Origin of the sequence: Pseudomonas sp. MF5691 (genome assembly GCF_016405645.1) — a bacterium.
GTDB lineage: Bacteria > Pseudomonadota > Gammaproteobacteria > Pseudomonadales > Pseudomonadaceae > Aquipseudomonas > Aquipseudomonas shahriarae.
Genome location: NZ_JAEKDC010000005.1, coordinates 226,708 through 248,802 on the forward strand (window position 1 = coordinate 226,708; position 22,095 = coordinate 248,802).

The window sequence follows — 22,095 nt, forward strand, 5'->3', positions numbered from 1 at the left end:
TTGGTTTTTTATGTGGCTATCTCAAGGTTGATTCATGCGTAACGATACTAAAGACGACTTCGACAATGTGCCGAGCCTGCGGGCCGACGTTGGCGATGACGATGATTTTGTGCCGACAGCTGCCACCTCCATCCGCTCGCGCCCGGCGCCGGTGGTCAAGGTCAAGAGTGCCAGTACCGGGCCGTTGTGGGCCCTGGTCGGCGCGCTGCTGTTCGCCTTCGTGGGCCTGGCCTGGTGGAGTTTCCAGCAGATCTCCCTGATGGGGCAGCAACTGGTGGCCACCCAGGAAAGCTTTGCGCGTATCAGCGAAGAAGCCGCCGGCCGCTTGCAGGACATTTCCGGCAAGGTGGTGGCCAGTGAGGCCATCGTCAATACCGGTAGCGAAGCGCTCAAGCTGCAGATCAAGCAGTTGGAAAGCCAATTGCTGGAGCAGGGCAAGCAGCAGTTGGGCGTGGCGGGCCAGGCCACCGACCTGGACAAGCGCCTGGCGCAGATGAGTGCCAGCACCACGGACCTGGCCACCGCCAATACCCAGTTGCAGGCCCAGGTGCTGAGCCTGGTCAATGAATTGACCGCCCTCAAGGCCGCACAGGCCGAAGCCGCCAAATTGAATGCCGACGTCAAGGAACTGGGCACGGAGGTGGCCGCCTTGAAGAAGCAGGGCAATCCGGCCACGGCCATTGCACGCCTGGAACAGGACCTGCTGGTGGTCAAGAGCGAACTGGACAACCGCGCCGCCACCGAAGGGCCGTCGAATAAAGAGTTCGACGTGTTCCGTATCCAGACCACCCGCAACATCACCACCTTGCAAACCCAGATGCAGAACCTGCAACGGGAAGTGAGTGCGCCGGCCAAGGTCACGCCCCTGGGCCAGTGACGCCATTGTTACTCTTGGGGCCGGCTTGCCGGCTCTTGCCAATGTCACCAATCTGTGACATTTCCTCGCTCTTTCGTTACATGCCCTCTCCCGACCCTTGTTTAGACTGCGGTCATCCCATAAAAACAAAAAGGGCCACCCATGATCATGCAACCACTGCCTGCCAGCAGTTGGCTGAACGCCCCTGCCCATCACGCCTGGCTCGCCGCCGAAGGCCAGCGCCTGCTGGGTTTTGCCAAGGCCTCGCGGCTGCCTGAAGGCTTCGGCAACCTCGATGTACAGGGCCGTCTGCCCGTCGATGCCCACGCCGAAACCATGAACACCGCCCGCATGACCCACAGCTTCGCCATGGCTCACGCCCAAGGGCTGCCGGGCTATGCCGAGCTGGTGGAGCACGGTGTGGCCAGCCTCGCCGGCCCGTTGCGGGATGCCGAGCATGGCGGCTGGTTTGCCGTCGCCGGCGCGGGTGATGGCAATACGGGCAAGGCCGCCTACCTGCACGCCTTTGTCGCCCTGGCCGCCAGTTCCGCTGTGGTGGCGGGTGCCCCTGGGGCGCAAGCTCTGTTGACGGATGCCATGCAGATCATCGACCAGCATTTCTGGTGCGAGGAGGAGGGCGCAATGCTTGAATCCTTCGCCCGGGACTGGAGCGGTGAAGAAGCCTATCGCGGCGCCAACAGCAATATGCACGCCACCGAAGCCTTTCTGGCCCTGGCCGATGTCACCGGCGACACGCGCTGGCTGGGGCGGGCGCTGCGTATTGTCGAACGGGTGATCCATCGGCACGCCGCCGCCAATGAATTTATGGTGATCGAGCATTTCGACCGCTATTGGCAACCCCTGCACCGTTACAACGAAGACAACCCGGCCGACGGCTTTCGCCCCTACGGCATCACTCCCGGGCACGGCTTTGAATGGGCGCGCCTGGTGTTGCACCTTGAAGCCGCACGCCAGCAGGCGGGGCTCGTCACGCCAGCGTGGTTGCTGGAGGATGCCAAGGCTTTGTTCGCCAGCGCCTGCGAGTATGGCTGGTCGGTGGACGGTGGCCCGGGCCTGGTCTACACCCTGGACTGGCACTACCGCCCGGTGGTGCGCGAGCGTCTGCATTGGACCCACGCCGAAGCCAGCGCGGCCGCCCAGGCCCTGCTCAAGCGCACCGGCGAGTGGCATTACGAGGTCTGGTACCGGCGCTTCTGGGAGTTCTGTGAAACCCACCTGATCGACCGGGTCCAGGGCAGTTGGCACCACGAACTCGACCCGCAAAACCTGCCCGCCAGCAAGATCTGGGGTGGCAAGCCGGACCTGTACCATGCCTGGCAGGCCGTATTGCTGCCGGGCCTGCCGTTATCCCCAAGCATGGCCAGTGCGCTGGGGGCCGGCTGCTATGTCACCAAGTGGTGACATTTGCCCGTCCCTTTGTTACGTGCCTGGCAAAAATCCCTGTTTAGAATCCTATGCAGCGCAAGCTCCAGACTTGCATGCATAACAACAAGAAAAAGGTACTCAGATGAACGCGATTAATCGCCTCGCCGTTGCTATTTCCATTGCCTCGTTGTTTCCCCTCAGTGCATTTGCCGCCGACTCCAAAGGGACGGTTGAAGTTGTGCATTGGTGGACCTCGGGCGGTGAGAAGGCGGCGGTGGATGTCCTGAAGGCCCAAGTTGAGAAAGACGGCTTTACCTGGAAAGACGGGGCCGTCGCAGGCGGCGGCGGTGCCACGGCCATGACCGTGCTGAAAAGCCGCGCGGTCGCCGGCAACCCGCCAGGCGTGGCCCAGATCAAAGGCCCCGACATCCAGGAATGGGCGTCCACCGGGCTGCTCGACACCGACGCCCTGAAGGACGTGGCCAAGGCCGAGAAGTGGGACGAACTGCTCGACAAGAAAGTCTCCGACACGGTGAAGTACGAAGGTGATTACGTGGCCGTGCCGGTGAATATCCACCGCGTCAACTGGCTGTGGATCAACCCTGAAGTCTTCAAGAAAGCCGGCATCAGCAAAAACCCTACGACCCTTGAAGAATTCTATGCCGCCGGTGACAAGCTCAAGGCTGCCGGCTTCATTGCGCTCGCCCACGGTGGCCAGCCTTGGCAGGACAGCACGGTGTTCGAAGCCGTGGTGCTCTCGGTCATGGGCGTGGACGGCTACAAGAAAGCCCTGGTCGACCTCGACAACGCGACCCTGACCGGCCCGGACATGGTCAAGGCGCTGACCGAGCTGAAAAAGGTCGCGACCTATATGGACGCCGACGGCAAGGGCCAGGACTGGAACCTGGAAGCCGCCAAAGTCATCAACGGCAAGGCCGGCATGCAGATCATGGGTGACTGGGCCAAGAGCGAGTGGACAGCCGCCAAGAAAATCGCCGGCAAGGACTACGAGTGCGTAGCCTTCCCGGGCACCGACAAGGCCTTCACCTACAACATCGACTCCCTGGCGGTGTTCAAGCAGAAAGATGCCGGCACCTCGGCCGGTCAGCAAGACATCGCCAAGGTCGTGCTGGGTGAGAACTTCCAGAAGGTCTTCAGCATCAACAAGGGCTCGATCCCGGTGCGCAACGACATGCTCGGCGACATGGCCAAATACGGCTTCGACAGCTGCGCCCAGACGGCGGCCAAGGACTTCCTGGTGGATGCCAAGTCCGGCGGCCTGCAACCGAGCATGGCGCACAACATGGCGACCACGCTGGCGGTACAGGGCGCGTTCTTTGATGTGGTGACCAACTTCATCAACGACCCGAAAGCCGACCCGGCCGACACCGCCAAGAAACTTGGTGCGGCGATCAAGTCTGCCAAGTAACCCCTAGGGGCAATCGGTTTCAGTGTGGGAGCGGGCTTGCCCGCGATGCAGGCGCCTCGGTGTAGCAGTGACACCCAGGTGATGCCATCGCAGGCAAACCAGCCCCCACCTAAAGCCGGCCCCCACAAGGTTATCCATTAGTCCCTTACTCCCTGCCCTGGATTTCCCCATGAGTTCTGTTGCTGTGTTCAGCAAGGCCTCGCCGTTCGATGCATTGCAGCGCTGGCTCCCCAAACTGGTGCTGGCCCCGAGCATGTTCATCGTTCTGGTGGGCTTCTATGGCTACATCCTGTGGACGTTCGTGCTGTCGTTCACCAACTCCACCTTCCTGCCCACCTACAAATGGGTGGGCCTGGCGCAATACGCACGGTTGTTCGACAACGACCGCTGGTGGGTGGCGAGCAAAAACCTGGCGCTGTTCGGCGGCATGTTTATCGGCATCACCCTGGTGATCGGCGTGCTGCTGGCGGTCTTTCTCGACCAGCGCATCCGCCGCGAAGGCTTTATCCGCACCATCTACCTGTACCCGATGGCGCTCTCGATGATCGTCACCGGTACTGCCTGGAAATGGCTGCTCAACCCCGGCATGGGCCTGGACAAACTGCTGCGCGACTGGGGCTGGGAAGGCTTCCGGCTGGACTGGCTGATCGACCCGGACCGCGTGGTGTATTGCCTGGTGATTGCGGCGGTATGGCAAGCCTCGGGCTTTATCATGGCGATGTTCCTCGCCGGCCTGCGTGGGGTTGATCAGTCGATCATCCGTGCCGCACAGATCGACGGCGCGAGCCTGCCGCGTATCTACTGGAGCGTGGTGCTGCCCAGCCTGCGCCCGGTGTTCTTCAGCGCGGTGATGATCCTTGCGCACATCGCCATCAAGAGCTTTGACCTGGTGGCGGCAATGACGGCCGGTGGCCCTGGCTACTCGTCCGACCTGCCGGCGATGTTCATGTATTCCTTCACCTTCAGTCGCGGCCAGATGGGCATGGGCTCGGCCAGTGCGATCCTGATGCTCGGCGCGATCCTCGCGATCATCGTGCCTTACCTGTACTCCGAGCTGAGGACCAAGCGCCATGACTAGTCTCGCCAAACCTTCCATCAGCTTCAGCCGCCTGGCGATCCATGCGGTGCTGATCCTCGCCGTGGTGCTGTACCTGGTGCCGCTGGTGGTGATGCTGCTGACCAGCTTCAAGACCCCGGAAGACATCAGCACCGGCAACCTGCTGAGCTGGCCGACGGTGATTACCGGGATCGGCTGGGTCAAGGCCTGGGCCACGGTAAACGGGTACTTCTGGAACTCGTTCATGATCACCATCCCGGCGGTGCTGATCTCCACCACCATCGGTGCGTTGAACGGCTACGTGCTGTCGATGTGGCGTTTTCGCGGTTCGCAGTTGTTCTTCGGCCTGTTGTTGTTCGGCTGCTTCCTGCCGTTCCAGACCGTCTTGCTGCCGGCCTCGTTCACCCTCGGCAAAATGGGCCTGGCCAGCACCACCACCGGCCTGGTGTTCGTGCACGTGGTCTACGGCCTGGCATTCACCACGCTGTTCTTCCGCAACTACTACGTGAGCATTCCGGATGCGCTGGTCAAGGCTGCGCGCCTGGATGGCGCAGGATTCTTCACCATCTTCCGTCGGATCATTCTGCCGATGTCGACCCCGATCATCATGGTCTGCCTGATCTGGCAGTTCACCCAGATCTGGAACGACTTCCTGTTTGGTGTGGTGTTCTCCAGCGGTGATTCGCAGCCCATCACGGTGGCGCTGAACAACCTGGTCAACACCAGCACCGGGGCCAAGGAATATAACGTTGATATGGCGGCGGCGATGATCGCCGGGCTGCCGACCCTGCTGGTCTATGTGGTCGCAGGCAAGTATTTCGTGCGCGGCCTCACGGCTGGCGCGGTCAAGGGGTAATCATGGCTACGCTCGAACTTCGCAACGTAAACAAGACCTATGGTGCCGGCCTGCCGGACACCCTGAAGAACATCGAACTGTCGATCAAGGACGGTGAGTTCCTGATTCTTGTCGGGCCCTCGGGCTGCGGCAAGTCGACCTTGATGAACTGCATCGCCGGCCTGGAGAACATCAGCGGCGGCGCGATCATGATCGGCGACCAGGACGTCAGCGGCATGAGCCCCAAGGACCGGGATATCGCCATGGTGTTCCAGTCCTACGCCCTGTACCCAACCATGAGCGTGCGCGAGAACATCGAGTTCGGCCTGAAAATCCGCAAGATGAGCCAGGCCGGCATCGACGAGGAGGTGGCGCGGGTGGCCAAGCTGCTGCAGATCGAGCACCTGCTCAATCGCAAGCCGGGCCAGCTCTCGGGCGGCCAGCAACAACGCGTGGCCATGGGCCGGGCACTGGCGCGGCGGCCGAAGATCTACCTGTTCGACGAGCCCCTGTCCAACCTCGACGCCAAGCTGCGGGTCGAGATGCGCACCGAAATGAAACTGATGCATCAGCGCCTGAAAACCACCACGGTCTACGTGACCCACGACCAGATCGAAGCGATGACCCTGGGCGACAAAGTGGCGGTGATGAAGGACGGGATCATCCAGCAGTTCGGCACGCCGAAAGACATCTACAACGACCCGGCCAACCTGTTTGTGGCGAGCTTTATCGGCTCGCCGCCGATGAACTTCATCCCCCTGCGCCTGCAACGCAAGGAGGGCCGCCTGCTGGCCCTGCTCGACAGCGGTCAGGCGCGTTGCGAATTGCCACTGGGCATGAACGATGCGGGTCTTGAAGACCGCGATGTGATCCTCGGCCTGCGCCCGGAGCAAATTGTCCTGGCCAGCGGCGAGGGCAATGGCCTGCCGAGCATTCGTGCCGAAGTCCAGGTGACCGAGCCCACAGGCCCGGACACCCTGGTGTTCGTGCAGCTCAATGACACCAAGGTCTGCTGCCGCCTGGCGCCAGATGTGGCGCCGCAAGTGGGCGAGAGCCTGACCTTGCAGTTCGATCCGGCCAAGGTGCTGCTGTTCGACGCCAAGACCGGCGAACGCCTGGGCACCGCCGCGTCAGTGCCAGTGCCACACGCCGACAACGTCACCCAATTTAAAGGCCGCTGAAAATCAAAATGTGGGAGCGGGCTTGCCCGCGATACAGGCCGCTCGGTCTACCAGGCACACCGCAGTGATGCCATCGCGAGCAAGCCCGCTCCCACACATTCGATGTGGATGTTTCGGAAATAGCTGTAAACCGCGTTAGATAAAAACAGTTAATAACAATAAAGACGAGGATGTAGGGATGAAAAAGCAACACAACAACACTCGCTTGATCTGCCAGCTGTCAGCAGCGGCAGCGCTGGTTTTGTCCGCCAATGCGATGGCAGACGAGGCCTTCAGTGCCGATTCCAAATGGATGACCGGCGATTGGGGCGGCGAGCGGACCAAGCTGATCGAGCGGGGTATCGACATCAAGGCCGACTACGTTGGGGAAGCGGGCTACAACGCCCACGGCGGCTACAACGATGACAAGACCGGTCGTTATGCTGACCAGTTCGGCCTCGGCGTAGCGCTGGACCTGCAAAAACTCTGGGGCTGGGACAACACCCAGGCCAAGATCCAGATGACCAGCCGTAATGGCCGCAACATCTCCAATGACCGCATTGGCGACCCGCGTGCCGGCACCTTGAGTTCGTCTCAAGAAGTGTACGGCCGTGGCCATATGGTGCGCCTGACCCAGTTCTGGATTCAGCACCAGATGTTCGACAACAAGCTGGATGTGAAACTCGGTTACTTCGGTGAAGGCGAAGACTTCAACACCTTCCCGTGCGACTTCCAGAACCTCTCGTTCTGCGGCTCCCAAGTGGGTAACTACGTCAACACCTGGTACAACTGGCCGGTCAGCCAGGCCGCGATCCGCGTGAAGTACCACATCACGCCTGAGCTGTATGCGCAGATCGGCGCGTACAACCAGAACCCCTCGCAGCTGGAGCACGGCAACGGCTTCAAGCTCAGCGGCAGTGGCACCAAGGGCACCGTGATTCCGGTGGAGCTGGTCTGGTCGCCGAAGGTCAATAACCTGCCGGGCGAATACCGTGTGGGTTACTACAAGAGCGCCGCCGATGCTCCCGACGTACGTGAAGACGTCAACGGCGACAATGCGGCCACCACTGGCGCAGACTACCGTACCCGCAGCAGCAAAAAAGGCTATTGGTTCGTTGCCCAGCAGCAGCTCACCACCCATAACGGCGACGCTTCCCGCGGCCTGAACATCGCGGCCAACGCCACCTTCCACGACAAGGAAACCAACACGGTCGACAACTATCAGTCGATCATGCTGGTGTACAAAGGCCCATTCGATGCGCGTCCAAAAGATGACGTCGGCATTGGTGCTGCTCGCCTGCATGTCAACGATGACGTGCGCAAGAACGCCGAGTTGTTGAACGAAGCGGGCGGTTTCACCGATTACAGCCAGGCAGGTTATGCGCCACTGCGCGGCACCGAGTACAACTACGAAATCAACTACGGCTTCCACGTCACCAACTGGTTGACCGTGCGTCCCAACCTGCAATACGTCACCCACCCAGGTGGCGTGGATAAAGTCGACAACGCCCTGGTCGCCGGTCTGAAAATTCAGTCGGTGTTCTAACGCGGTTGCGATAAGCTCCTTCTCTCTGTGCGCATTTTGCGGGTAGCCATGGCTATCCGCTTTTTTTTGAGCGGGTGCGCATAACGCGTGTGGGAGCTGGCAAGCCAGCTTCCACAGGTTCACCAAAGAGGTGAGCGATAGTGATCTACAGGACCGTGGCACATGCATGAGCATCCGCTGCAACGCTTTTTCAAATCCCTGCGCGAGCAACCGGTATTCGCCTGGGAGCGCTTCCAGATGCGCGACGTATTGGTGATTAACCACCCCCTGTGCCAGGCGGTATTCAGCCGCCAGGGCGCGCAGTTGCTGCATTTCCAACCCACGGGCCAGAAGCCATGGCTGTGGTGCGCGGCCAAGTGGCCGCAGGTCGGGGCGATCCGTGGCGGCGTGCCAGTGTGCTGGCCGTGGTATGGCCGCCATCCCAGCGAAAACGCCTGGCCCTCCCATGGTTGGGCACGCTTGATTGACTGGAAGCTATTGGACAGCAGCACCGATGACGACGGTGTGCGCCTGCATTGGCAATTGCAGCTGTGCGATTGGCAGGTGGACCTGCATGCGCACCTGGGCGAAACCCTCGAACTGCGCCTGAGCACCGAGCATCAGGATGAGCTGCCGTGCCAGTTGAGCCACGCTTTGCACGCCTATTGGCGGATTGGCAACGTGGGCGAGATAGCGCTGTCTGGGCTCGACGGGGCGCAGGGTTACGACCAGTTGAGTCGTCAGGTTTGCCAGCAGCAAGGTGAGTTGCGCGTCGATGGCGGCTGCCAGCGCGTGTTCCAGCATGAGGGGGAGTTGCAGCTCAAGGACCACGCCTGGCAGCGCGAACTGTGCATCGACACTGGCGACAGTGCCGACACGGTGGTCTGGCATCCGGGCAGCCGGCCATTGCTGGGGGTGAGCTTTAACGAGGCGTCGGGCTTTGTGTGCGTGGAGTCGGCCATGGCTGGGGCCAGCCTGGCGCCGGGGGAGAGGGCGCATTTGAGTTTGCAGGCCCGGGCGGGGGGGTAGTGGTGTTGCCCTGGGCCTCATCGCGGGCAAGCCCGCTCCCACAAGGTAGCGGGCTGGGCTGGCCCTGCTGGAGGCGATTCCAGCTTTAGTTGAACTCATCCCCCACCGGATACCGGCTGTCATTCAAGCTCTCTTTGATCTTGCGCAGATGGGGCTGGAAATCCACACCACGGCGCAAGGTCATGCCGGTCGCCAGCACATCCAGCACTGTCAACTGAATGATCCGCGAGGTCATTGGCATATAGATGTCGGTGTCTTCCGGCAGCGGGATGTTCAAGCTCACCGTACTGACCTTGGCCAATGGCGAGTTCTCGGCCGTCACGCCCAGCACCGAGGCGCCGTTCTCCCGGGCAATGCGCGCTACTTCCACCAGCTCGCGGGTGCGGCCGGTGTAGGAAATGATCACGAACAGCTCGCCGGTATGCGCCACCGAGGCAATCATGCGTTGCATCAATACATCGGCGTGGGCCGTCACCGACAGGTTGAAACGGAAGAACTTGTGCAGGGCATCCATGGCCACTGGCGCCGAAGCACCGAGGCCGAAGAAGTGGATCTGCCGTGCCTGGATCAGCAAGTCCACGGCCTTGCTGATAAGCGCGGGGTCCAGGGCCTGGCAGGCGCTGTCCAATGAAGCGATGGCGCTGCCAAAAATCTTCTGCGTGTAGGCCTCGGGGTTATCATCGGCCTCCACAGCGCGGCTGACATAGGCCGCGCCACTGGCCAGGCTTTGCGCCAGTTGCAATTTCAGTTCAGGGTAACCGCTGACGCCGAACGAGCGGCAGAAACGGTTGACCGTCGGTTCACTGACCGAGGCGGCTTGGGCGAGGGCAGCGATCGAGAAGCGGGTCGCCTGCTGTGGGTTGAGCAGGATGACCTCGGCGACTTTTTTCTCGGCCTTGTTCAATTCTTCGAGGCGGTTCCGGATCTGTTCCAGAAGATTGCGCACGCGGTCCATTCAGTCTTTCCTTCGGGCGACGATGCAAGTAAGGGCCAGTAACAGGTCGACGAGCGGCCCTTGGCGGTGGCCTATCCTACTGAGGGTAGTTGAACACCACCACTCGCAATGCGTATTTTGGGAAAATGTTGTGGTTATTACTACATTTTTCCTTGAGTGATGCCTTGAAAAAAGGTATTTGTAGCTTAACTTGATAAAAGAACAAACATCATGCCTTCGATAACCGTGGAACCCTGCACCTTTGCCCTGTTTGGCGCCTTGGGTGATCTGGCGCTGCGCAAGTTATTTCCTGCCCTTTATCAACTCGATGGCGCCGGGCTCTTGCATGCCGATACCCGCATCCTGGCCCTGGCCCGTGAAGCTGGCTCCGAGCAGCAGCACCTGGACCACATCGAGCACGAACTGCGCAAATACGTCGGTCAGGAACTGGATGAAGCGGTAGCTGCGCGCTTCCTCGCGCGCCTGGCCTATGTGCATGTCGATTTCATGAATGCCGATGACTACGTGGCCCTGGCCGCCAAGGCCGGCACCGAACAACGCCTGATCGCCTACTTCGCCACCCCGGCGGCGGTGTATGGCGCGATCTGCGAGAACCTGTCCAAGGTCGGCCTGGCGGAAAATACCCGGGTGGTCCTGGAGAAACCCATCGGTTCGGACCTGGAGTCCTCGCGCAAGGTCAACGACGCCGTGGCGCAGTTTTTCCCGGAAAACCGCACTTACCGCATCGACCACTACCTGGGCAAAGAGACGGTGCAGAACCTGATCGCCCTGCGTTTTGCCAACAGCCTGTTTGAAACCCAGTGGAACCAGCATTACATCTCCCACGTGGAAATCACCGTGGCCGAGCAGGTGGGTATCGAAGGTCGCTGGGGTTACTTCGACAAGGCCGGGCAACTGCGGGACATGATCCAGAATCACCTGCTGCAATTGCTCTGCCTGATCGCCATGGACCCGCCGGCCGACTTGTCCGCCGACAGCATCCGCGACGAGAAGGTCAAGGTGCTCAAGGCCCTCGCGCCGATCAGCCCGGAAGGCCTGACCACCCAGGTCGTGCGCGGCCAGTACATTGCTGGCTACAGCGCCGGCAAGCCGGTGCCGGGTTACCTGGAAGAAGATAACTCCAACACCCAGAGCGATACCGAAACCTTCGTCGCCCTGCGGGCCGATATCCGCAACTGGCGTTGGGCCGGGGTGCCGTTTTACCTGCGCACCGGCAAGCGCATGCCGCAAAAGTTGTCGCAGATCGTTATCCACTTCAAGGAACCGTCCCACTATATCTTTGCCCCCGAACAGCGCCTGCAGATCAGCAACAAGCTGATCATCCGCCTGCAACCGGACGAAGGTATTTCCTTGCGCGTGATGACCAAGGAGCAGGGCCTGGACAAGGGCATGCAACTGCGCAGCGGGCCACTGCAACTGAATTTTTCCGACACCTACCGCAGCGCACGGATTCCCGATGCCTACGAGCGGTTGTTGCTGGAAGTGATGCGCGGCAATCAGAACCTGTTTGTCCGTAAAGATGAAATCGAAGCCGCGTGGAAGTGGTGTGACCAGTTGATCGCCGGGTGGAAAAAATCCGGTGATGCACCCAAGCCGTATGCGGCGGGTTCCTGGGGGCCGATGAGCTCCATTGCACTGATCACGCGGGATGGGAGGTCGTGGTATGGCGATATCTGATTTGAAACTGCCCCAGGGCGTAACACCCCATGAGTACCGCACGCCGGTACTGCTGGCCGAAGGCTTGGCCAACGACGTGGCCGAACAACTGCGCGCGGCCATCAGTGCCCGTGGCGAGGCGACCCTGGTGGTGTCCGGTGGCCGCAGCCCGGTGGCGTTTTTCCAGAACCTGGCCAGCCAGGGGCTGGACTGGTCCAAGGTCACCATTACCCTGGCCGATGAGCGCTGGGTGCCGGTGGAACATGCCGACAGCAACGCCGGCCTGTTGAAGAAATATCTGCTGCAAGGCCCGGCGGCCAAGGCCAAGTTCTTGAGCCTTTACAGCGCCGCCGCGAACCTGGACGGCGCTGCCGAGCAGGCGGATCGCCTGCTGGCCGAACTGCCGGCGATTGATGTGCTGGTGCTGGGCATGGGCGATGACGGGCATACCGCGTCGCTGTTCCCCAACAGCCCGAACCTGGCCGAAGCGCTGCAGCCCGATGGCACCCGCCGGTGCTGGCCGATGCTGGCGCCGAGCGTGCCCCATCAGCGCCTGACCATGAGTCGTGCATTGCTGGCCAGCGCGCGCTACACCGTGTTGTCGATTGCCGGCGATTCGAAACTCCACACCCTGAGCGAAGCGCTGGCCAGCGACGATGTTGCCGGCATGCCGATTCGCGCGTTTTTGCAACCCACTCTAGAGATTTACTGGTGCCCATGAGCCAAGGATCAGCCGCTATGAAAAGCCCTCACCCGACCGTGTCCATGGCGGATAAAGTTGCCCTGATCGACAGCCTCTGCGCCAAGGCGCGGATCCTGCCAGTGATCACCATTGCCCGCGAACAGGACATTCTGCCCCTGGCCGATGCCCTGGCGGCGGGTGGCTTGACCGCGCTGGAAGTGACCCTGCGTTCGCAGTTCGGCCTCAAGGCCATCCAGGTCCTGCGTGAGCAGCGTCCGGAGTTGGTGACGGGCGCGGGCACGGTGCTCGATCGCACCATGCTGGCGGCTGCCGAGGCGGCGGGTTCGCAGTTTATCGTCACCCCCGGTATTACCCGTGACCTGCTTGAAGCCAGTGTCGACAGCCCGATCCCGCTGCTGCCCGGCATCAGCAATGCCTCCGGAATCATGGAAGGCTATGGCCTGGGCTATCGTCGTTTCAAACTGTTCCCGGCGGAAGTCAGCGGCGGTGTGGCGGCAATCAAGGCCCTGGGCGGACCGTTTGGCGAAGTGAAATTCTGCCCCACTGGCGGCGTTGGCCCGGCCAACATCAAACACTACATGGCGTTGAAAAACGTGATGTGCGTGGGCGGTAGCTGGATGCTTGATCCGGAGTGGATCAAGAACGGCGACTGGGCGCGCATCCAGGAAGTCACCGCTGAGGCGCTGGCGCTGCTGGACTGATTGGCTTTACCGAATCGTTGTTGCTGTGCTTCACGGCATGTTTGCGGTGCACTTGGTCGGTGCGCCGCTTTTTTTTGCCTATAGAAAAGCGAAATTTCACCGTAATTCAAATGGGGGGCTTGTGTGGGAACTGGCTTGCCTGCGATGGCCGTAGGTATCTACACAACTCTCTTCTTGGTCTGTGTACATATCCGTTGCTGCGGTCACGGCCACTTAGGGTTCCGCCCTTACGGCGGCTCACTTTGGAGAAGCGCCAAAGTAAGCAAAGCGCTCTTGCCCCACCACTCGGTGCCTCGCCTAGGCTCGGCATGCCCGCAGTCAGGCATTGCTCCGTGGGCCCGCCGCGATCGGCCATCCCTGGCCGTGTCGCGGCTACCCCGGCATCCATGCCGGGGTGCCCACTGCGCAATGCCTGCCTGCGGCCATCGTGGTTTAACGGGGCGCCTCAGATCAAGATCAAAAGCAGAGCAACAGCAAAGCAAGAGCGCGAAGCTGCATTCCCCTGTGGGAGCTGGCTTGCCTGCGATGACGGTGTCTCAGCCAATACATTTATCGACTGATACACCGCCATCGCAGGCAAGCCAGCTCCCACAGGTATATGCGTACGCCTTGACGATCAGGTCGGCTCTAAGGCCGCCTCGCTTTGCTTTGATTTTGATCTTAGGCGCCCCGTTAAACCACGCTGGCCGTCATCCGATATTGATTTGGGGGGTAACCCGGCAGGACGCCGGGTTAGCCGCGCTGGGCCATGGATGGCCCATCGCGGCGGCCCCCCAAATCAATGTCGGATGACGGGCACACCGAGCCTAGGCGAGGTGCCGAGTGGTGGGGCAGGAGCCCTTTTGGTTACTTTTGGCTGGGCCGGCACTCCGGGCTCTTTTCCAAAAGTGACCCGCCGTAAGGGCGGAACCAATAGCCGCCATAACCGTAACAACAGATATGTACACAACCCCAGAAAAGAGTTGTGTAGATACCTATGCTGCGATAGCGCTGGTTCAGTTAACCGATATTTGACTGACCCACCGCTATCGCAGGCAAGCCAGCTCCCACATTTTAATCAGTGTTCAGCTTGGTAATGGCATTGACCAGCACGTCGATGTCCGCCGCCGACGTCACCACCCCCGGCGTCACCCGTATGCAGGTACCAAACGCTGCCCCACTGCGCAGGGTGGTAAACAGGTTGTATTCATCAAGCAATCGATCCGCCATCACCTGTTGATCGCGCCCGTTGAACTTGAACGCCGTAATCGCGCAATACAACCGTGGATCATCCGAGGTCAGCACCTCAATCCCCGGCAATGGCCGTACCTGGCTCACCCACAGGTCACGCAGGTATTTCACCCGCGCCCCCTTGGCCTGCGCGCCGCCCAGGGCCCGATGCTCTTCGAGCACCAGCGGCAAGGTCATCAGCGCTGGAAAGTTCGGCGTGCTGTAGGACGTACGGGCGCGCACGTCGCTGGCTGGGTAGTGGAACTCGCCCATGTCCGGGTCAATGTCCGCCAGCCGCTGCGGGGCGATATAGAGAAAGCCCAGGGTCAGCGGTGCACCGATCCACTTGTGCAGGTTGAAGCCGGCGAACGAGATGCCCAACTGGGCCAGGTCGAAGTCGATCTGGCCAAGGGCATGGGCGCCATCGAGGATGATTTCGACGCCATATTCCCGCGCAACCTGGGCGATGGCCTCCACCGGCATGACCAGGCCGGTGCGGTGGGTGACATAGGTCAGCGCCATCAGCCTCAGGCGTGGGTAGCGGCTGAAGGTGTCGCGATAAGTCTGCAGCAGGCTGTCGAAACTGGCCGGATGGGCGTGGGACACTTCGATCACCTCTACCCCCCTGTAGCCGGCGAGCCAGCGCATGGCGCCTTTGACCGTGTCGTATTCCAGATCGCTGATCAGCACCTGGTCGCCCGGCTGCAGGCGGTTGTAGTTGCGGATCAGCGACTGCAGGGCTTCGGTGGCATTGCGGGTGAAAGCAATCGCTTCTGGGTCGACGTTGACCAACTCGGCCAGTTGCCGGCGAATCTCGACATGTTGCCCTTGCTCGAAGCGCTGGCGCACATGCACCGAGTTGCTGCGATTGATGAAGGCCACGTGCTCCTGATACTGGGCCAACACGGCCCGGCTCATGCGGCCAAAGTAGCCGTTTTCCAGGTTGATGGGGCCGGGCTCCAGGTCATAGCGCTGGGCAATGGCCTGCCAATAGGCTTCGTCGCGGGTGTGGGGCATGGGCGGGCTCGGTTAGTGGCGCGGGGCGGGTTTACCGTGTTTGTCGCGTAGCGGTTCCAGCAGTTCGGACAGGCCGTTGTGGTCGATTTCCTGCATCAAGGCCAGCAAACCGCCCAGCTCGCCGTGGGGAAAACCTTCGCGGGCAAACCAGTTCAGGTACGGACCGGGCAGGTCGGCAATGATCCGGCCCTTGTACTTGCCGAACGGCATTTGGCGGGTGATCAGCAGTTCGAGTTTTTCGGGGTTCATACGGGCTTCAGGCAATCAGGAGGATGCCTTGGAAAATACAGGCATTCTGCATGAAGGCCAAATGACAGATCATGCAAATAAAGCGGATACAGATTTGAGGGTTATTTATAACATGTTGAAAAATAAGGAATAAATATTGATTCAAGACCTGGCACGGGCGCTGCAACTACCCCAATACCTTTCTAAACCCGCGAAGGAATTGAAAAATGACTGATATCAACAAAGAGTCGATCTCCGTACTCAATGACCTGATCGAAACCAGCAAAGACGGCCAGGAAGGCTTCAAGACCTGCGCAGAAGACATCAAGCACCCTGAGCTCAAGGCGCTGTTCGTCAAGCGTTCCGCAGACTGCGCGTCGGCGGCTGCCGAACTGCAAACGGCGGTGCGGGCCTTGGGTGGCGATCCGGAAGATTCCGGCAGCGTGGCCGGCGCATTGCACCGTGGCTGGGTCGACGTGAAGTCGATGGTCACCGGCAAGGACGAAGAAGCGGTACTCAACGAAGCCGAGCGCGGTGAAGACCACGCACTGAAGGCTTACAAAGAGGCCATCGAGAAAATCAACAAGCACAACCTGGTCGGTATTCGTGACCTGGTTGAGCGCCAGTATCATGGTGCGCAACGCAATCACGACCAGGTGAAAGCCCTGCGTAACCAGGCTCGCGCCCAGTCCTGAGCTGCGCTGAAGTAACAAATGTGGGAGCAGGCAAACCTGCTCCCACCGGTAATTGCGCCGTACCCCGATACAAATGTGGGAGCTGGCTTGCCTGCGATAGCGGTTGATCAGTCGATGTATGTATCGACTGACAGAACGCCATCGCGGGCAAGCCCGCTCCCATATTTTTTATTTCACATGCCTGATCAGCCGATGCTGATCGCCGGCAACTCGGTCAAGGTCACAACCTGCTGTTTGCGTGGCGCGAGGATCTCGGCTTCGCCATCCACCACCAACTCATCACGCTGGTTGAACACCTGGGTGGCAATCCGCACGCGGAACTTGGGCAGCTTCTCGAGGATTTCCAGACGTACGGTCAAGGTGTCGCCGATTTTCACCGGCTTCTGGAAGCTCATCTGCTGACCGATATAGATGGTGCCCGGCCCAGGCAGCTCACAAGCGACTGCCGCGCTGATCAAGGCGCCGCTGAACATGCCGTGGGCGATCCGCTCCTTGAACATGGTCGCCTTGGCGAATTCGGCATCCAGGTGCACCGGGTTATGGTCGCCGGACATTGCCGCGAACAGCTGGATATCGCGCTCTTCTACGGTTTTGCTGTAGGTGGCTTTCTGGCCAACTTCGAGGGCTTCGTACGGAGTGTTGGTAACCTGGGTCATCTGATCCTGCATCCTGTGGCTAATCGGTAATCTTAATTCGTTGATTTTAAACGAAAATATTTATGCGTTCACTCGCAGCGCGCCGGCCGGCGATGGTTCACGGCCTGGGCCATCCAGGCCAGCACATCAGCGGTGACCGCATCGCGGTTGGTTTCATTGAAGAGTTCGTGGCGCGCCTGCGGGTAGATGTTCACGTGCAGGTTCTGGCAGCCGGCATCGCGCAATGCGTTGGCCAGGCTGGTGAGACGCTTGCCTTCACTGACCGGATCACATTCGCCGCCCATCACCAGGATTGGCAGGCCCGGATCAATCTGTTTGAGATTGGACGCTTTGCTGATTTGCTGCAAGCCACCCAGCAGGTCGATCCATAGCTGGTTGGTGCAACGAAAGCCGCACAGGGGGTCGTTGATGTACTTGTCCACTTCGTCCGGGTCGCGGCTCAGCCAGTCAAACGCCGTGCGGTTGGGCTTGAAGGCCTTGTTGAACGAGCCAAACGACAGAAACTCGATCAGTGCGCTGCGGCCCCTGAGGCCCTGGCGCAGGCGTTCGGCCCGGGCGATCAGGCGGGCGGCGCGGTACAGGGCCACCGGCTGGAAGTTCGACCCACTGAGAATCGCCCCGTGCAGGCTGGCACTGTGATGCAACAGATAGGCCTGGGCGATATAGCTGCCCATGCTATGGCCCAGCAGGAGGATCGGCACACCGGGGGCTTGCTGGCCGATGTGCTGGTTGAGCGCGGCCAGGTCACCTACCACTTTGTTCCAGCCATCGCGCTCGGCAAACAGGCCCAGGGTGCCTTCATCGGCGGTACGGCCATGGCCGCGCAGGTCCGGGGCATACACGCCGTGGCCGGCATCACACAGGGCCTGGGCCAGGCGCGCATAGCGGCCGCTGTGCTCGGCCATGCCATGGGCCAGCATCACCAGCGCCGTGGGCGTGCTGTCCGGTAGCCACTGGTTGACGTACAGGCGGCTGCGGTCGTTCGCGGTCAGCCAGAAAGTGGTGTGGTTCATGGCGCTTCCTTTGCTCAGGGTCGTTGCAGTGTATAGCTCATCCGAGGGCCGGCGTCTGATCACCCGCGGCCTCAGGGGCAAGATTCATACAATCAATGACACGTTTTAGTGTATTTGCCTGTTTGGCCATAGCTGCTAACGTCCTCGAAGCTCCGCTTCCCTTAAACAGCCGGAAGCGGTCGGGCACACTCGGGTAAGAGGACAAGAATAATGCAACCTGATTTCTGGAATGACAAACGCGCAACAGGCGTTCCCAACGAGCTTGACCTGTCGGCGTACAAGTCAGTAATCGAAGTCTTCGAGCGTTCCTGCAAAGCCTTTGCCGACCGTCCGGCATTCAGCAACATGGGGATCACCCTGACCTACGCCGACCTGGAGCGCCAGAGTGCGGCGTTCGCCGGCTACCTGCAACACCACACCGATCTCAAGCCGGGCGACCGTATTGCGGTGCAGATGCCCAACGTCCTGCATTACCCGATTGCCGTGTTCGGCGCCTTGCGCGCCGGGCTGGTGGTGGTCAACACCAACCCGTTGTACACCCCGCGGGAGATGCGCCATCAGTTCAAGGATGCGGGCATTCGTGCGCTGGTCTACCTCAACCTGTTTGGTTCCCGGGTCCAGGAAGTGGCGGCCGACACCGAGATCGAGTACCTGATCGAAGCGAAGATGGGCGACTTCATGCCCGCCGCCAAGGGCTGGTTGATCAACACCGTGGTCGACAAAGTGAAGAAGATGGTCCCGGCCTACAGCCTGCCCCGGGCGGTGTCGTTCAAGCGCGCGTTGCGCATGGGCGCGGGCCTGGCCGTGACCCGCCACCCGATGACCCTCGATGACATCGCCGTGCTGCAATACACCGGCGGCACCACCGGCCTGGCCAAGGGCGCGATGCTCACCCACGGCAACCTGGTGGCGAACATGCAGCAGGTGCGGGCGTGCATGTCCCAGCTGCGTGAAGACGGGCATCCGCTGGTCAAGGAAGGGCAGGAGGTGATGATCGCGCCGCTGCCGCTGTATCACATCTATGCCTTTACGGCGAACTGCATGTGCATGATGGTCACCGGCAACCACAACGTGCTGATCACCAATCCACGGGACATCGGCGGCTTTATCAAGGAATTGAAGAAGTGGCGGTTTACCGGGTTGCTGGGGCTCAACACACTGTTTGTCGCCTTGATGGAGCACCCGGACTTCAAGACCCTGGACTTCTCCCACCTGAAGATCACCAACTCCGGCGGTACCGCCCTGGTCAAGGCCACTGCCGAGCGCTGGAAGCAGATCACCGGCTGTTCCATCGGCGAAGGCTACGGCCTGACTGAGACGTCGCCAGTGGCCAGCACCAACCCCTACGGTGATCAATCGCGCCTGGGCACCGTGGGTATTCCAGTGCCGGGCACGGCGATGAAGGTTATTGATGACGCCGGCGTCGAGTTGCCGATGGGCGAGCGGGGCGAGTTGTGCATCAAGGGCCCGCAGGTCATGAAGGGCTACTGGCAGCAACCGGCGGCCACTGCCGAAACCCTGGACGCCGAGGGCTGGCTCAAGACTGGCGATATTGCGGTGATCGACCCCGACGGTTTTGTGCGCATTGTCGACCGCAAGAAAGACCTGATCATCGTCTCGGGCTTCAATGTGTACCCCAACGAGATCGAAGACGTGGTGATGGCCCACCCGAACGTTGCCAACTGCGCGGTGATCGGCGTGCCTGACGAGCGTACCGGCGAGGCGGTGAAACTGTTCGTGGTGGCGCGGGCCCAGGGTGTCAGCCTTGAGGAGCTGAAGACTTACTGCAAGGCCAACTTCACCGGCTACAAAGTGCCCAAGCACATTGTGTTGCGCGACTCGCTGCCGATGACGCCGGTAGGCAAGATCCTGCGCAGAGAGCTTCGCGATATCGCCTGACCTGAATTGATGCGATTCAAATGTGGGAGCTGGCAAGCCAGCTCCCACATTTATTGTGTACACCCTTAAAGTAGAGCGGTTTCGCAGGTTATAGAATCTTTGCTCTAAAAATGACTACTGCATATTCTTGAGTCATGTTTATGACTGTAGGGGCCTCTTTTGGCTCTAGGCGGCCCTTGGCAAAGCTGCTACTCTCGGCGCGCTTTGTGACCTCTCGGCCTGCTTGAAACAGCCGGAATCACCTAAAAACACACAAATAATAATCGCATCAAATGCGGTGAATGAATTCGCGTCGCTGAGGAGTGGGCTTCCATGATCGAAGACTTTTGGAAGGATAAGTACCCCGCCGGGATTGCTGCAGACATCAATCCAGACGAGTATCAAAATATTCAGGCGGTACTGAAACAGTCCTGCCAACGCTTCGCCGACAAACCGGCTTTCAGCAACCTGGGCAAGACAATCACCTACGGTGAGTTGTACGAATTGTCCGGTGCCTTTGCCGCGTACCTGCAACAGCATACCGACTTGCAGCCCGGTGATCGAATCGCCGTGCAATTGCCCAACCTCCTGCAGTACCCGGTCGCCGTGTTTGGCGCTATCCGCGCCGGCCTGATCGTGGTCAACACCAACCCGCTGTACACCGCGCGGGAGATGGAACACCAGTTCAACGACTCCGGGGCCAAAGCCCTGATCTGCCTGGCCAACATGGCGCACCTGGCAGAAAAAGTCGTGCCCAAGACTGGCGTCAAGCACGTGATCGTCACCGAAGTGGCTGACCTGTTGCCGCCGCTCAAGCGGTTGCTGATCAACAGCGTTATCAAGTACGTGAAGAAGATGGTCCCGGCCTATCACTTGCCCCAGGCGATCAAGTTCAACGACGTCCTGGCCAAGGGGCATGGCCAGCCGGTCACCGACGCCAGCCCGGCCAGCGAAGACGTCGCCGTACTGCAATACACCGGCGGCACCACCGGCGTGGCCAAGGGCGCGATGCTGACCCATCGCAACCTGGTCGCCAACATGCTGCAGTGCAAGGCGCTGATGGGCTCCAACCTCAACGAAGGCTGCGAGATCCTGATCACGCCGCTGCCGCTGTACCACATCTATGCCTTCACCTTTCATTGCATGGCGATGATGCTGATCGGCAACCACAACATCCTGATCAGCAACCCGCGCGACCTGCCGGCGATGGTCAAGGAGTTGTCGAAGTGGAAGTTCAGCGGCTTTGTCGGCCTGAACACCCTGTTCGTGGCCCTGTGCAACAACGAAGGCTTCCGCAAGCTGGACTTCTCGGGGCTCAAGGTCACGCTGTCGGGTGGCATGGCATTGCAACTGGCGGCGGCCGAGCGTTGGAAGGCCGTGACCGGCTGCAATATCTGTGAAGGTTACGGCATGACCGAAACCAGCCCGGTGGCCACGGTCAACCCGATCCAGAATATCCAGATCGGCACCATCGGCATCCCGGTGCCCTCGACCCTGTGCAAAGTCATCTCGGATGAGGGTGTCGAGTTGCCCCTGGGCGAAATCGGCGAGCTGTGCGTCAAGGGCCCGCAAGTGATGAAGGGCTACTGGCAGCGTGAAGACGCCACCGCCGAAGTGCTCGACAGCCAAGGCTGGCTGAAGACCGGCGATATCGCGATCATCCAGCCAGACGGCTACATGCGCATCGTTGATCGCAAGAAGGACATGATTCTGGTCTCCGGTTTCAACGTCTACCCCAACGAACTGGAAGACGTGCTGGCAAGCCTGCCGGGCGTGCTGCAATGCGCGGCCATTGGTGTTCCGGACGAGAAATCGGGCGAGCACATCAAGCTGTTCATCGTGGTCAAGCCAGGCGCGACACTGACCAAGGAGCAGGTGATGGAGCATATGCGCGCCAACGTCACCGGCTACAAAGTGCCGAAGGCTGTCGAGTTCCGCGAAGCACTGCCGACCACCAACGTGGGCAAGATCCTGCGTCGTGAGTTGCGCGATGAAGAGATGAAGAAACTGGGCCTGAAGAAGTAAACAAAAAGCCCCGCGAATGCGGGGCTTTTTATTGGGCGCTGAGTGTCGACTGACCCACCGCTATCGCCGCGATGCGGCGACC

The 22,095-nt window shown here is 60.6% G+C and carries 20 protein-coding genes; 14 read left to right on the plus strand and 6 right to left on the minus strand.

Annotation, left to right across the window (positions count from 1 at the left end; all coding sequences use genetic code 11):
* The first annotated feature begins 34 nt into the window (after positions 1-34).
* The 8 genes from JFT44_RS10225 to JFT44_RS10260 all read left to right on the plus strand — a co-directional run bounded on the left by JFT44_RS10225 (position 35) and on the right by JFT44_RS10260 (position 9,277).
* On the plus strand, positions 35-877 hold the full coding sequence (locus tag JFT44_RS10225; protein WP_057439969.1) for a hypothetical protein: 843 nt from the start codon (positions 35-37) through the stop codon (positions 875-877).
* Positions 878-1,018: 141 nt separating this feature from the next.
* Positions 1,019-2,278: an AGE family epimerase/isomerase gene (locus JFT44_RS10230; protein ID WP_198792064.1), complete on the plus strand. Its 1,260-nt coding sequence runs from the start codon at positions 1,019-1,021 to the stop codon at positions 2,276-2,278.
* 106 nt (positions 2,279-2,384) lie between these two features.
* Positions 2,385-3,671 carry an ABC transporter substrate-binding protein gene (locus JFT44_RS10235; protein ID WP_198830612.1) on the plus strand — a complete coding sequence of 429 codons (1,287 nt, stop codon included), beginning with the start codon at positions 2,385-2,387 and terminating at the stop codon, positions 3,669-3,671.
* Positions 3,672-3,840: 169 nt separating this feature from the next.
* Positions 3,841-4,749 carry a carbohydrate ABC transporter permease gene (locus JFT44_RS10240; RefSeq protein ID WP_029296391.1) on the plus strand — a complete coding sequence of 303 codons (909 nt, stop codon included), beginning with the start codon at positions 3,841-3,843 and terminating at the stop codon, positions 4,747-4,749.
* Positions 4,742-5,584: a carbohydrate ABC transporter permease gene (locus JFT44_RS10245; protein ID WP_057439965.1), complete on the plus strand. Its 843-nt coding sequence runs from the start codon at positions 4,742-4,744 to the stop codon at positions 5,582-5,584. The genes JFT44_RS10240 and JFT44_RS10245 overlap by 8 nt, the downstream gene beginning before the upstream one ends.
* Before the next feature lie 2 nt (positions 5,585-5,586).
* The gene (locus JFT44_RS10250) at positions 5,587-6,744 is read left to right on the plus strand and encodes a sn-glycerol-3-phosphate ABC transporter ATP-binding protein UgpC (protein ID WP_198830613.1); all 1,158 of its coding nucleotides are present in this window, start codon (positions 5,587-5,589) and stop codon (positions 6,742-6,744) included.
* A 178-nt stretch (positions 6,745-6,922) separates the two neighbouring features.
* On the plus strand, positions 6,923-8,269 hold the full coding sequence (locus tag JFT44_RS10255) for a carbohydrate porin (protein WP_057439963.1): 1,347 nt from the start codon (positions 6,923-6,925) through the stop codon (positions 8,267-8,269).
* Between the two features lie 162 nt (positions 8,270-8,431).
* The gene (locus JFT44_RS10260; RefSeq protein WP_120733986.1) at positions 8,432-9,277 is read left to right on the plus strand and encodes a D-hexose-6-phosphate mutarotase; all 846 of its coding nucleotides are present in this window, start codon (positions 8,432-8,434) and stop codon (positions 9,275-9,277) included.
* An 85-nt stretch (positions 9,278-9,362) separates the two neighbouring features.
* Here JFT44_RS10260 and JFT44_RS10265 read toward each other — a convergent pair whose 3' ends face one another.
* Positions 9,363-10,223, minus strand: a complete 861-nt coding sequence (locus JFT44_RS10265; protein ID WP_169866643.1) for a MurR/RpiR family transcriptional regulator — start codon at positions 10,221-10,223, stop codon at positions 9,363-9,365.
* A gap of 219 nt (positions 10,224-10,442) precedes the next feature.
* Between JFT44_RS10265 and zwf the strand changes: the two genes are divergently transcribed.
* The 3 genes from zwf to JFT44_RS10280 are packed head-to-tail and all read left to right on the plus strand — an operon-like array spanning position 10,443 to position 13,292.
* Complete coding sequence (zwf, locus tag JFT44_RS10270) at positions 10,443-11,909, plus strand: glucose-6-phosphate dehydrogenase (RefSeq protein ID WP_057960487.1); 1,467 nt, start codon at positions 10,443-10,445, stop codon at positions 11,907-11,909.
* A complete protein-coding gene (gene pgl / locus JFT44_RS10275; RefSeq protein ID WP_057439954.1) occupies positions 11,896-12,609 on the plus strand; it encodes a 6-phosphogluconolactonase in 714 nt (237 codons plus the stop codon). The genes zwf and pgl overlap by 14 nt, the downstream gene beginning before the upstream one ends.
* Before the next feature lie 17 nt (positions 12,610-12,626).
* The gene (locus JFT44_RS10280) at positions 12,627-13,292 is read left to right on the plus strand and encodes a bifunctional 4-hydroxy-2-oxoglutarate aldolase/2-dehydro-3-deoxy-phosphogluconate aldolase (protein WP_057439953.1); all 666 of its coding nucleotides are present in this window, start codon (positions 12,627-12,629) and stop codon (positions 13,290-13,292) included.
* A gap of 1,053 nt (positions 13,293-14,345) precedes the next feature.
* Here JFT44_RS10280 and JFT44_RS10285 read toward each other — a convergent pair.
* The gene (locus JFT44_RS10285) at positions 14,346-15,518 is read right to left on the minus strand and encodes an aminotransferase class V-fold PLP-dependent enzyme (protein ID WP_198830614.1); all 1,173 of its coding nucleotides are present in this window, start codon (positions 15,516-15,518) and stop codon (positions 14,346-14,348) included.
* Between the two features lie 12 nt (positions 15,519-15,530).
* Positions 15,531-15,767 carry a DUF3820 family protein gene (locus tag JFT44_RS10290; protein WP_057439951.1) on the minus strand — a complete coding sequence of 79 codons (237 nt, stop codon included), beginning with the start codon at positions 15,765-15,767 and terminating at the stop codon, positions 15,531-15,533.
* 206 nt (positions 15,768-15,973) lie between these two features.
* Between JFT44_RS10290 and JFT44_RS10295 the strand changes: the two genes are divergently transcribed.
* On the plus strand, positions 15,974-16,441 hold the full coding sequence (locus tag JFT44_RS10295) for a PA2169 family four-helix-bundle protein (RefSeq protein ID WP_115128803.1): 468 nt from the start codon (positions 15,974-15,976) through the stop codon (positions 16,439-16,441).
* On the opposite strand, the gene JFT44_RS29090 is transcribed toward JFT44_RS10295, so the two are convergent.
* The 3 genes from JFT44_RS29090 to JFT44_RS10305 all read right to left on the minus strand — a co-directional run bounded on the left by JFT44_RS29090 (position 16,393) and on the right by JFT44_RS10305 (position 18,110).
* Positions 16,393-16,539 carry a 4Fe-4S binding protein gene (locus JFT44_RS29090; RefSeq protein ID WP_128593822.1) on the minus strand — a complete coding sequence of 49 codons (147 nt, stop codon included), beginning with the start codon at positions 16,537-16,539 and terminating at the stop codon, positions 16,393-16,395. The genes JFT44_RS10295 and JFT44_RS29090 overlap by 49 nt on opposite strands.
* Positions 16,540-16,626: 87 nt before the next feature.
* On the minus strand, positions 16,627-17,097 hold the full coding sequence (locus tag JFT44_RS10300; RefSeq protein WP_032862565.1) for a MaoC family dehydratase: 471 nt from the start codon (positions 17,095-17,097) through the stop codon (positions 16,627-16,629).
* Positions 17,098-17,165: 68 nt separating this feature from the next.
* Positions 17,166-18,110 carry an alpha/beta hydrolase gene (locus JFT44_RS10305; RefSeq protein ID WP_198830615.1) on the minus strand — a complete coding sequence of 315 codons (945 nt, stop codon included), beginning with the start codon at positions 18,108-18,110 and terminating at the stop codon, positions 17,166-17,168.
* 210 nt (positions 18,111-18,320) lie between these two features.
* On the opposite strand from JFT44_RS10305, the gene fadD2 reads away from it, so the two are divergent.
* Positions 18,321-20,009, plus strand: coding sequence for a long-chain-fatty-acid--CoA ligase FadD2 (gene fadD2 / locus JFT44_RS10310; protein WP_115128801.1), 1,689 nt, complete (start codon positions 18,321-18,323; stop codon positions 20,007-20,009).
* A 312-nt stretch (positions 20,010-20,321) separates the two neighbouring features.
* Positions 20,322-22,013, plus strand: a complete 1,692-nt coding sequence (fadD1, locus tag JFT44_RS10315; RefSeq protein WP_057439947.1) for a long-chain-fatty-acid--CoA ligase FadD1 — start codon at positions 20,322-20,324, stop codon at positions 22,011-22,013.
* The last annotated feature ends 82 nt before the right edge of the window (positions 22,014-22,095 follow it).

What these genes read in the sequence shown, in the direction of transcription:
- JFT44_RS10225 (WP_057439969.1), top strand. Translation starts at nt 35, where the DNA reads ATGCGTAACGATACTAAAGACGACTTCGACAATGTGCCGAGCCTGCGG.
- JFT44_RS10230 (WP_198792064.1), top strand. Translation starts at nt 1,019, where the DNA reads ATGATCATGCAACCACTGCCTGCCAGCAGTTGGCTGAACGCCCCTGCC.
- JFT44_RS10235 (WP_198830612.1), top strand. Translation starts at nt 2,385, where the DNA reads ATGAACGCGATTAATCGCCTCGCCGTTGCTATTTCCATTGCCTCGTTG.
- JFT44_RS10240 (WP_029296391.1), top strand. Translation starts at nt 3,841, where the DNA reads ATGAGTTCTGTTGCTGTGTTCAGCAAGGCCTCGCCGTTCGATGCATTG.
- JFT44_RS10245 (WP_057439965.1), top strand. Translation starts at nt 4,742, where the DNA reads ATGACTAGTCTCGCCAAACCTTCCATCAGCTTCAGCCGCCTGGCGATC.
- JFT44_RS10250 (WP_198830613.1), top strand. Translation starts at nt 5,587, where the DNA reads ATGGCTACGCTCGAACTTCGCAACGTAAACAAGACCTATGGTGCCGGC.
- JFT44_RS10255 (WP_057439963.1), top strand. Translation starts at nt 6,923, where the DNA reads ATGAAAAAGCAACACAACAACACTCGCTTGATCTGCCAGCTGTCAGCA.
- JFT44_RS10260 (WP_120733986.1), top strand. Translation starts at nt 8,432, where the DNA reads ATGCATGAGCATCCGCTGCAACGCTTTTTCAAATCCCTGCGCGAGCAA.
- zwf (WP_057960487.1), top strand. Translation starts at nt 10,443, where the DNA reads ATGCCTTCGATAACCGTGGAACCCTGCACCTTTGCCCTGTTTGGCGCC.
- pgl (WP_057439954.1), top strand. Translation starts at nt 11,896, where the DNA reads ATGGCGATATCTGATTTGAAACTGCCCCAGGGCGTAACACCCCATGAG.
- JFT44_RS10280 (WP_057439953.1), top strand. Translation starts at nt 12,627, where the DNA reads ATGAAAAGCCCTCACCCGACCGTGTCCATGGCGGATAAAGTTGCCCTG.
- JFT44_RS10285 (WP_198830614.1), bottom strand. Translation starts at nt 15,518, where the DNA reads ATGCCCCACACCCGCGACGAAGCCTATTGGCAGGCCATTGCCCAGCGC.
- JFT44_RS10290 (WP_057439951.1), bottom strand. Translation starts at nt 15,767, where the DNA reads ATGAACCCCGAAAAACTCGAACTGCTGATCACCCGCCAAATGCCGTTC.
- JFT44_RS10295 (WP_115128803.1), top strand. Translation starts at nt 15,974, where the DNA reads ATGACTGATATCAACAAAGAGTCGATCTCCGTACTCAATGACCTGATC.
- JFT44_RS10300 (WP_032862565.1), bottom strand. Translation starts at nt 17,097, where the DNA reads ATGACCCAGGTTACCAACACTCCGTACGAAGCCCTCGAAGTTGGCCAG.
- JFT44_RS10305 (WP_198830615.1), bottom strand. Translation starts at nt 18,110, where the DNA reads ATGAACCACACCACTTTCTGGCTGACCGCGAACGACCGCAGCCGCCTG.
- fadD2 (WP_115128801.1), top strand. Translation starts at nt 18,321, where the DNA reads ATGCAACCTGATTTCTGGAATGACAAACGCGCAACAGGCGTTCCCAAC.
- fadD1 (WP_057439947.1), top strand. Translation starts at nt 20,322, where the DNA reads ATGATCGAAGACTTTTGGAAGGATAAGTACCCCGCCGGGATTGCTGCA.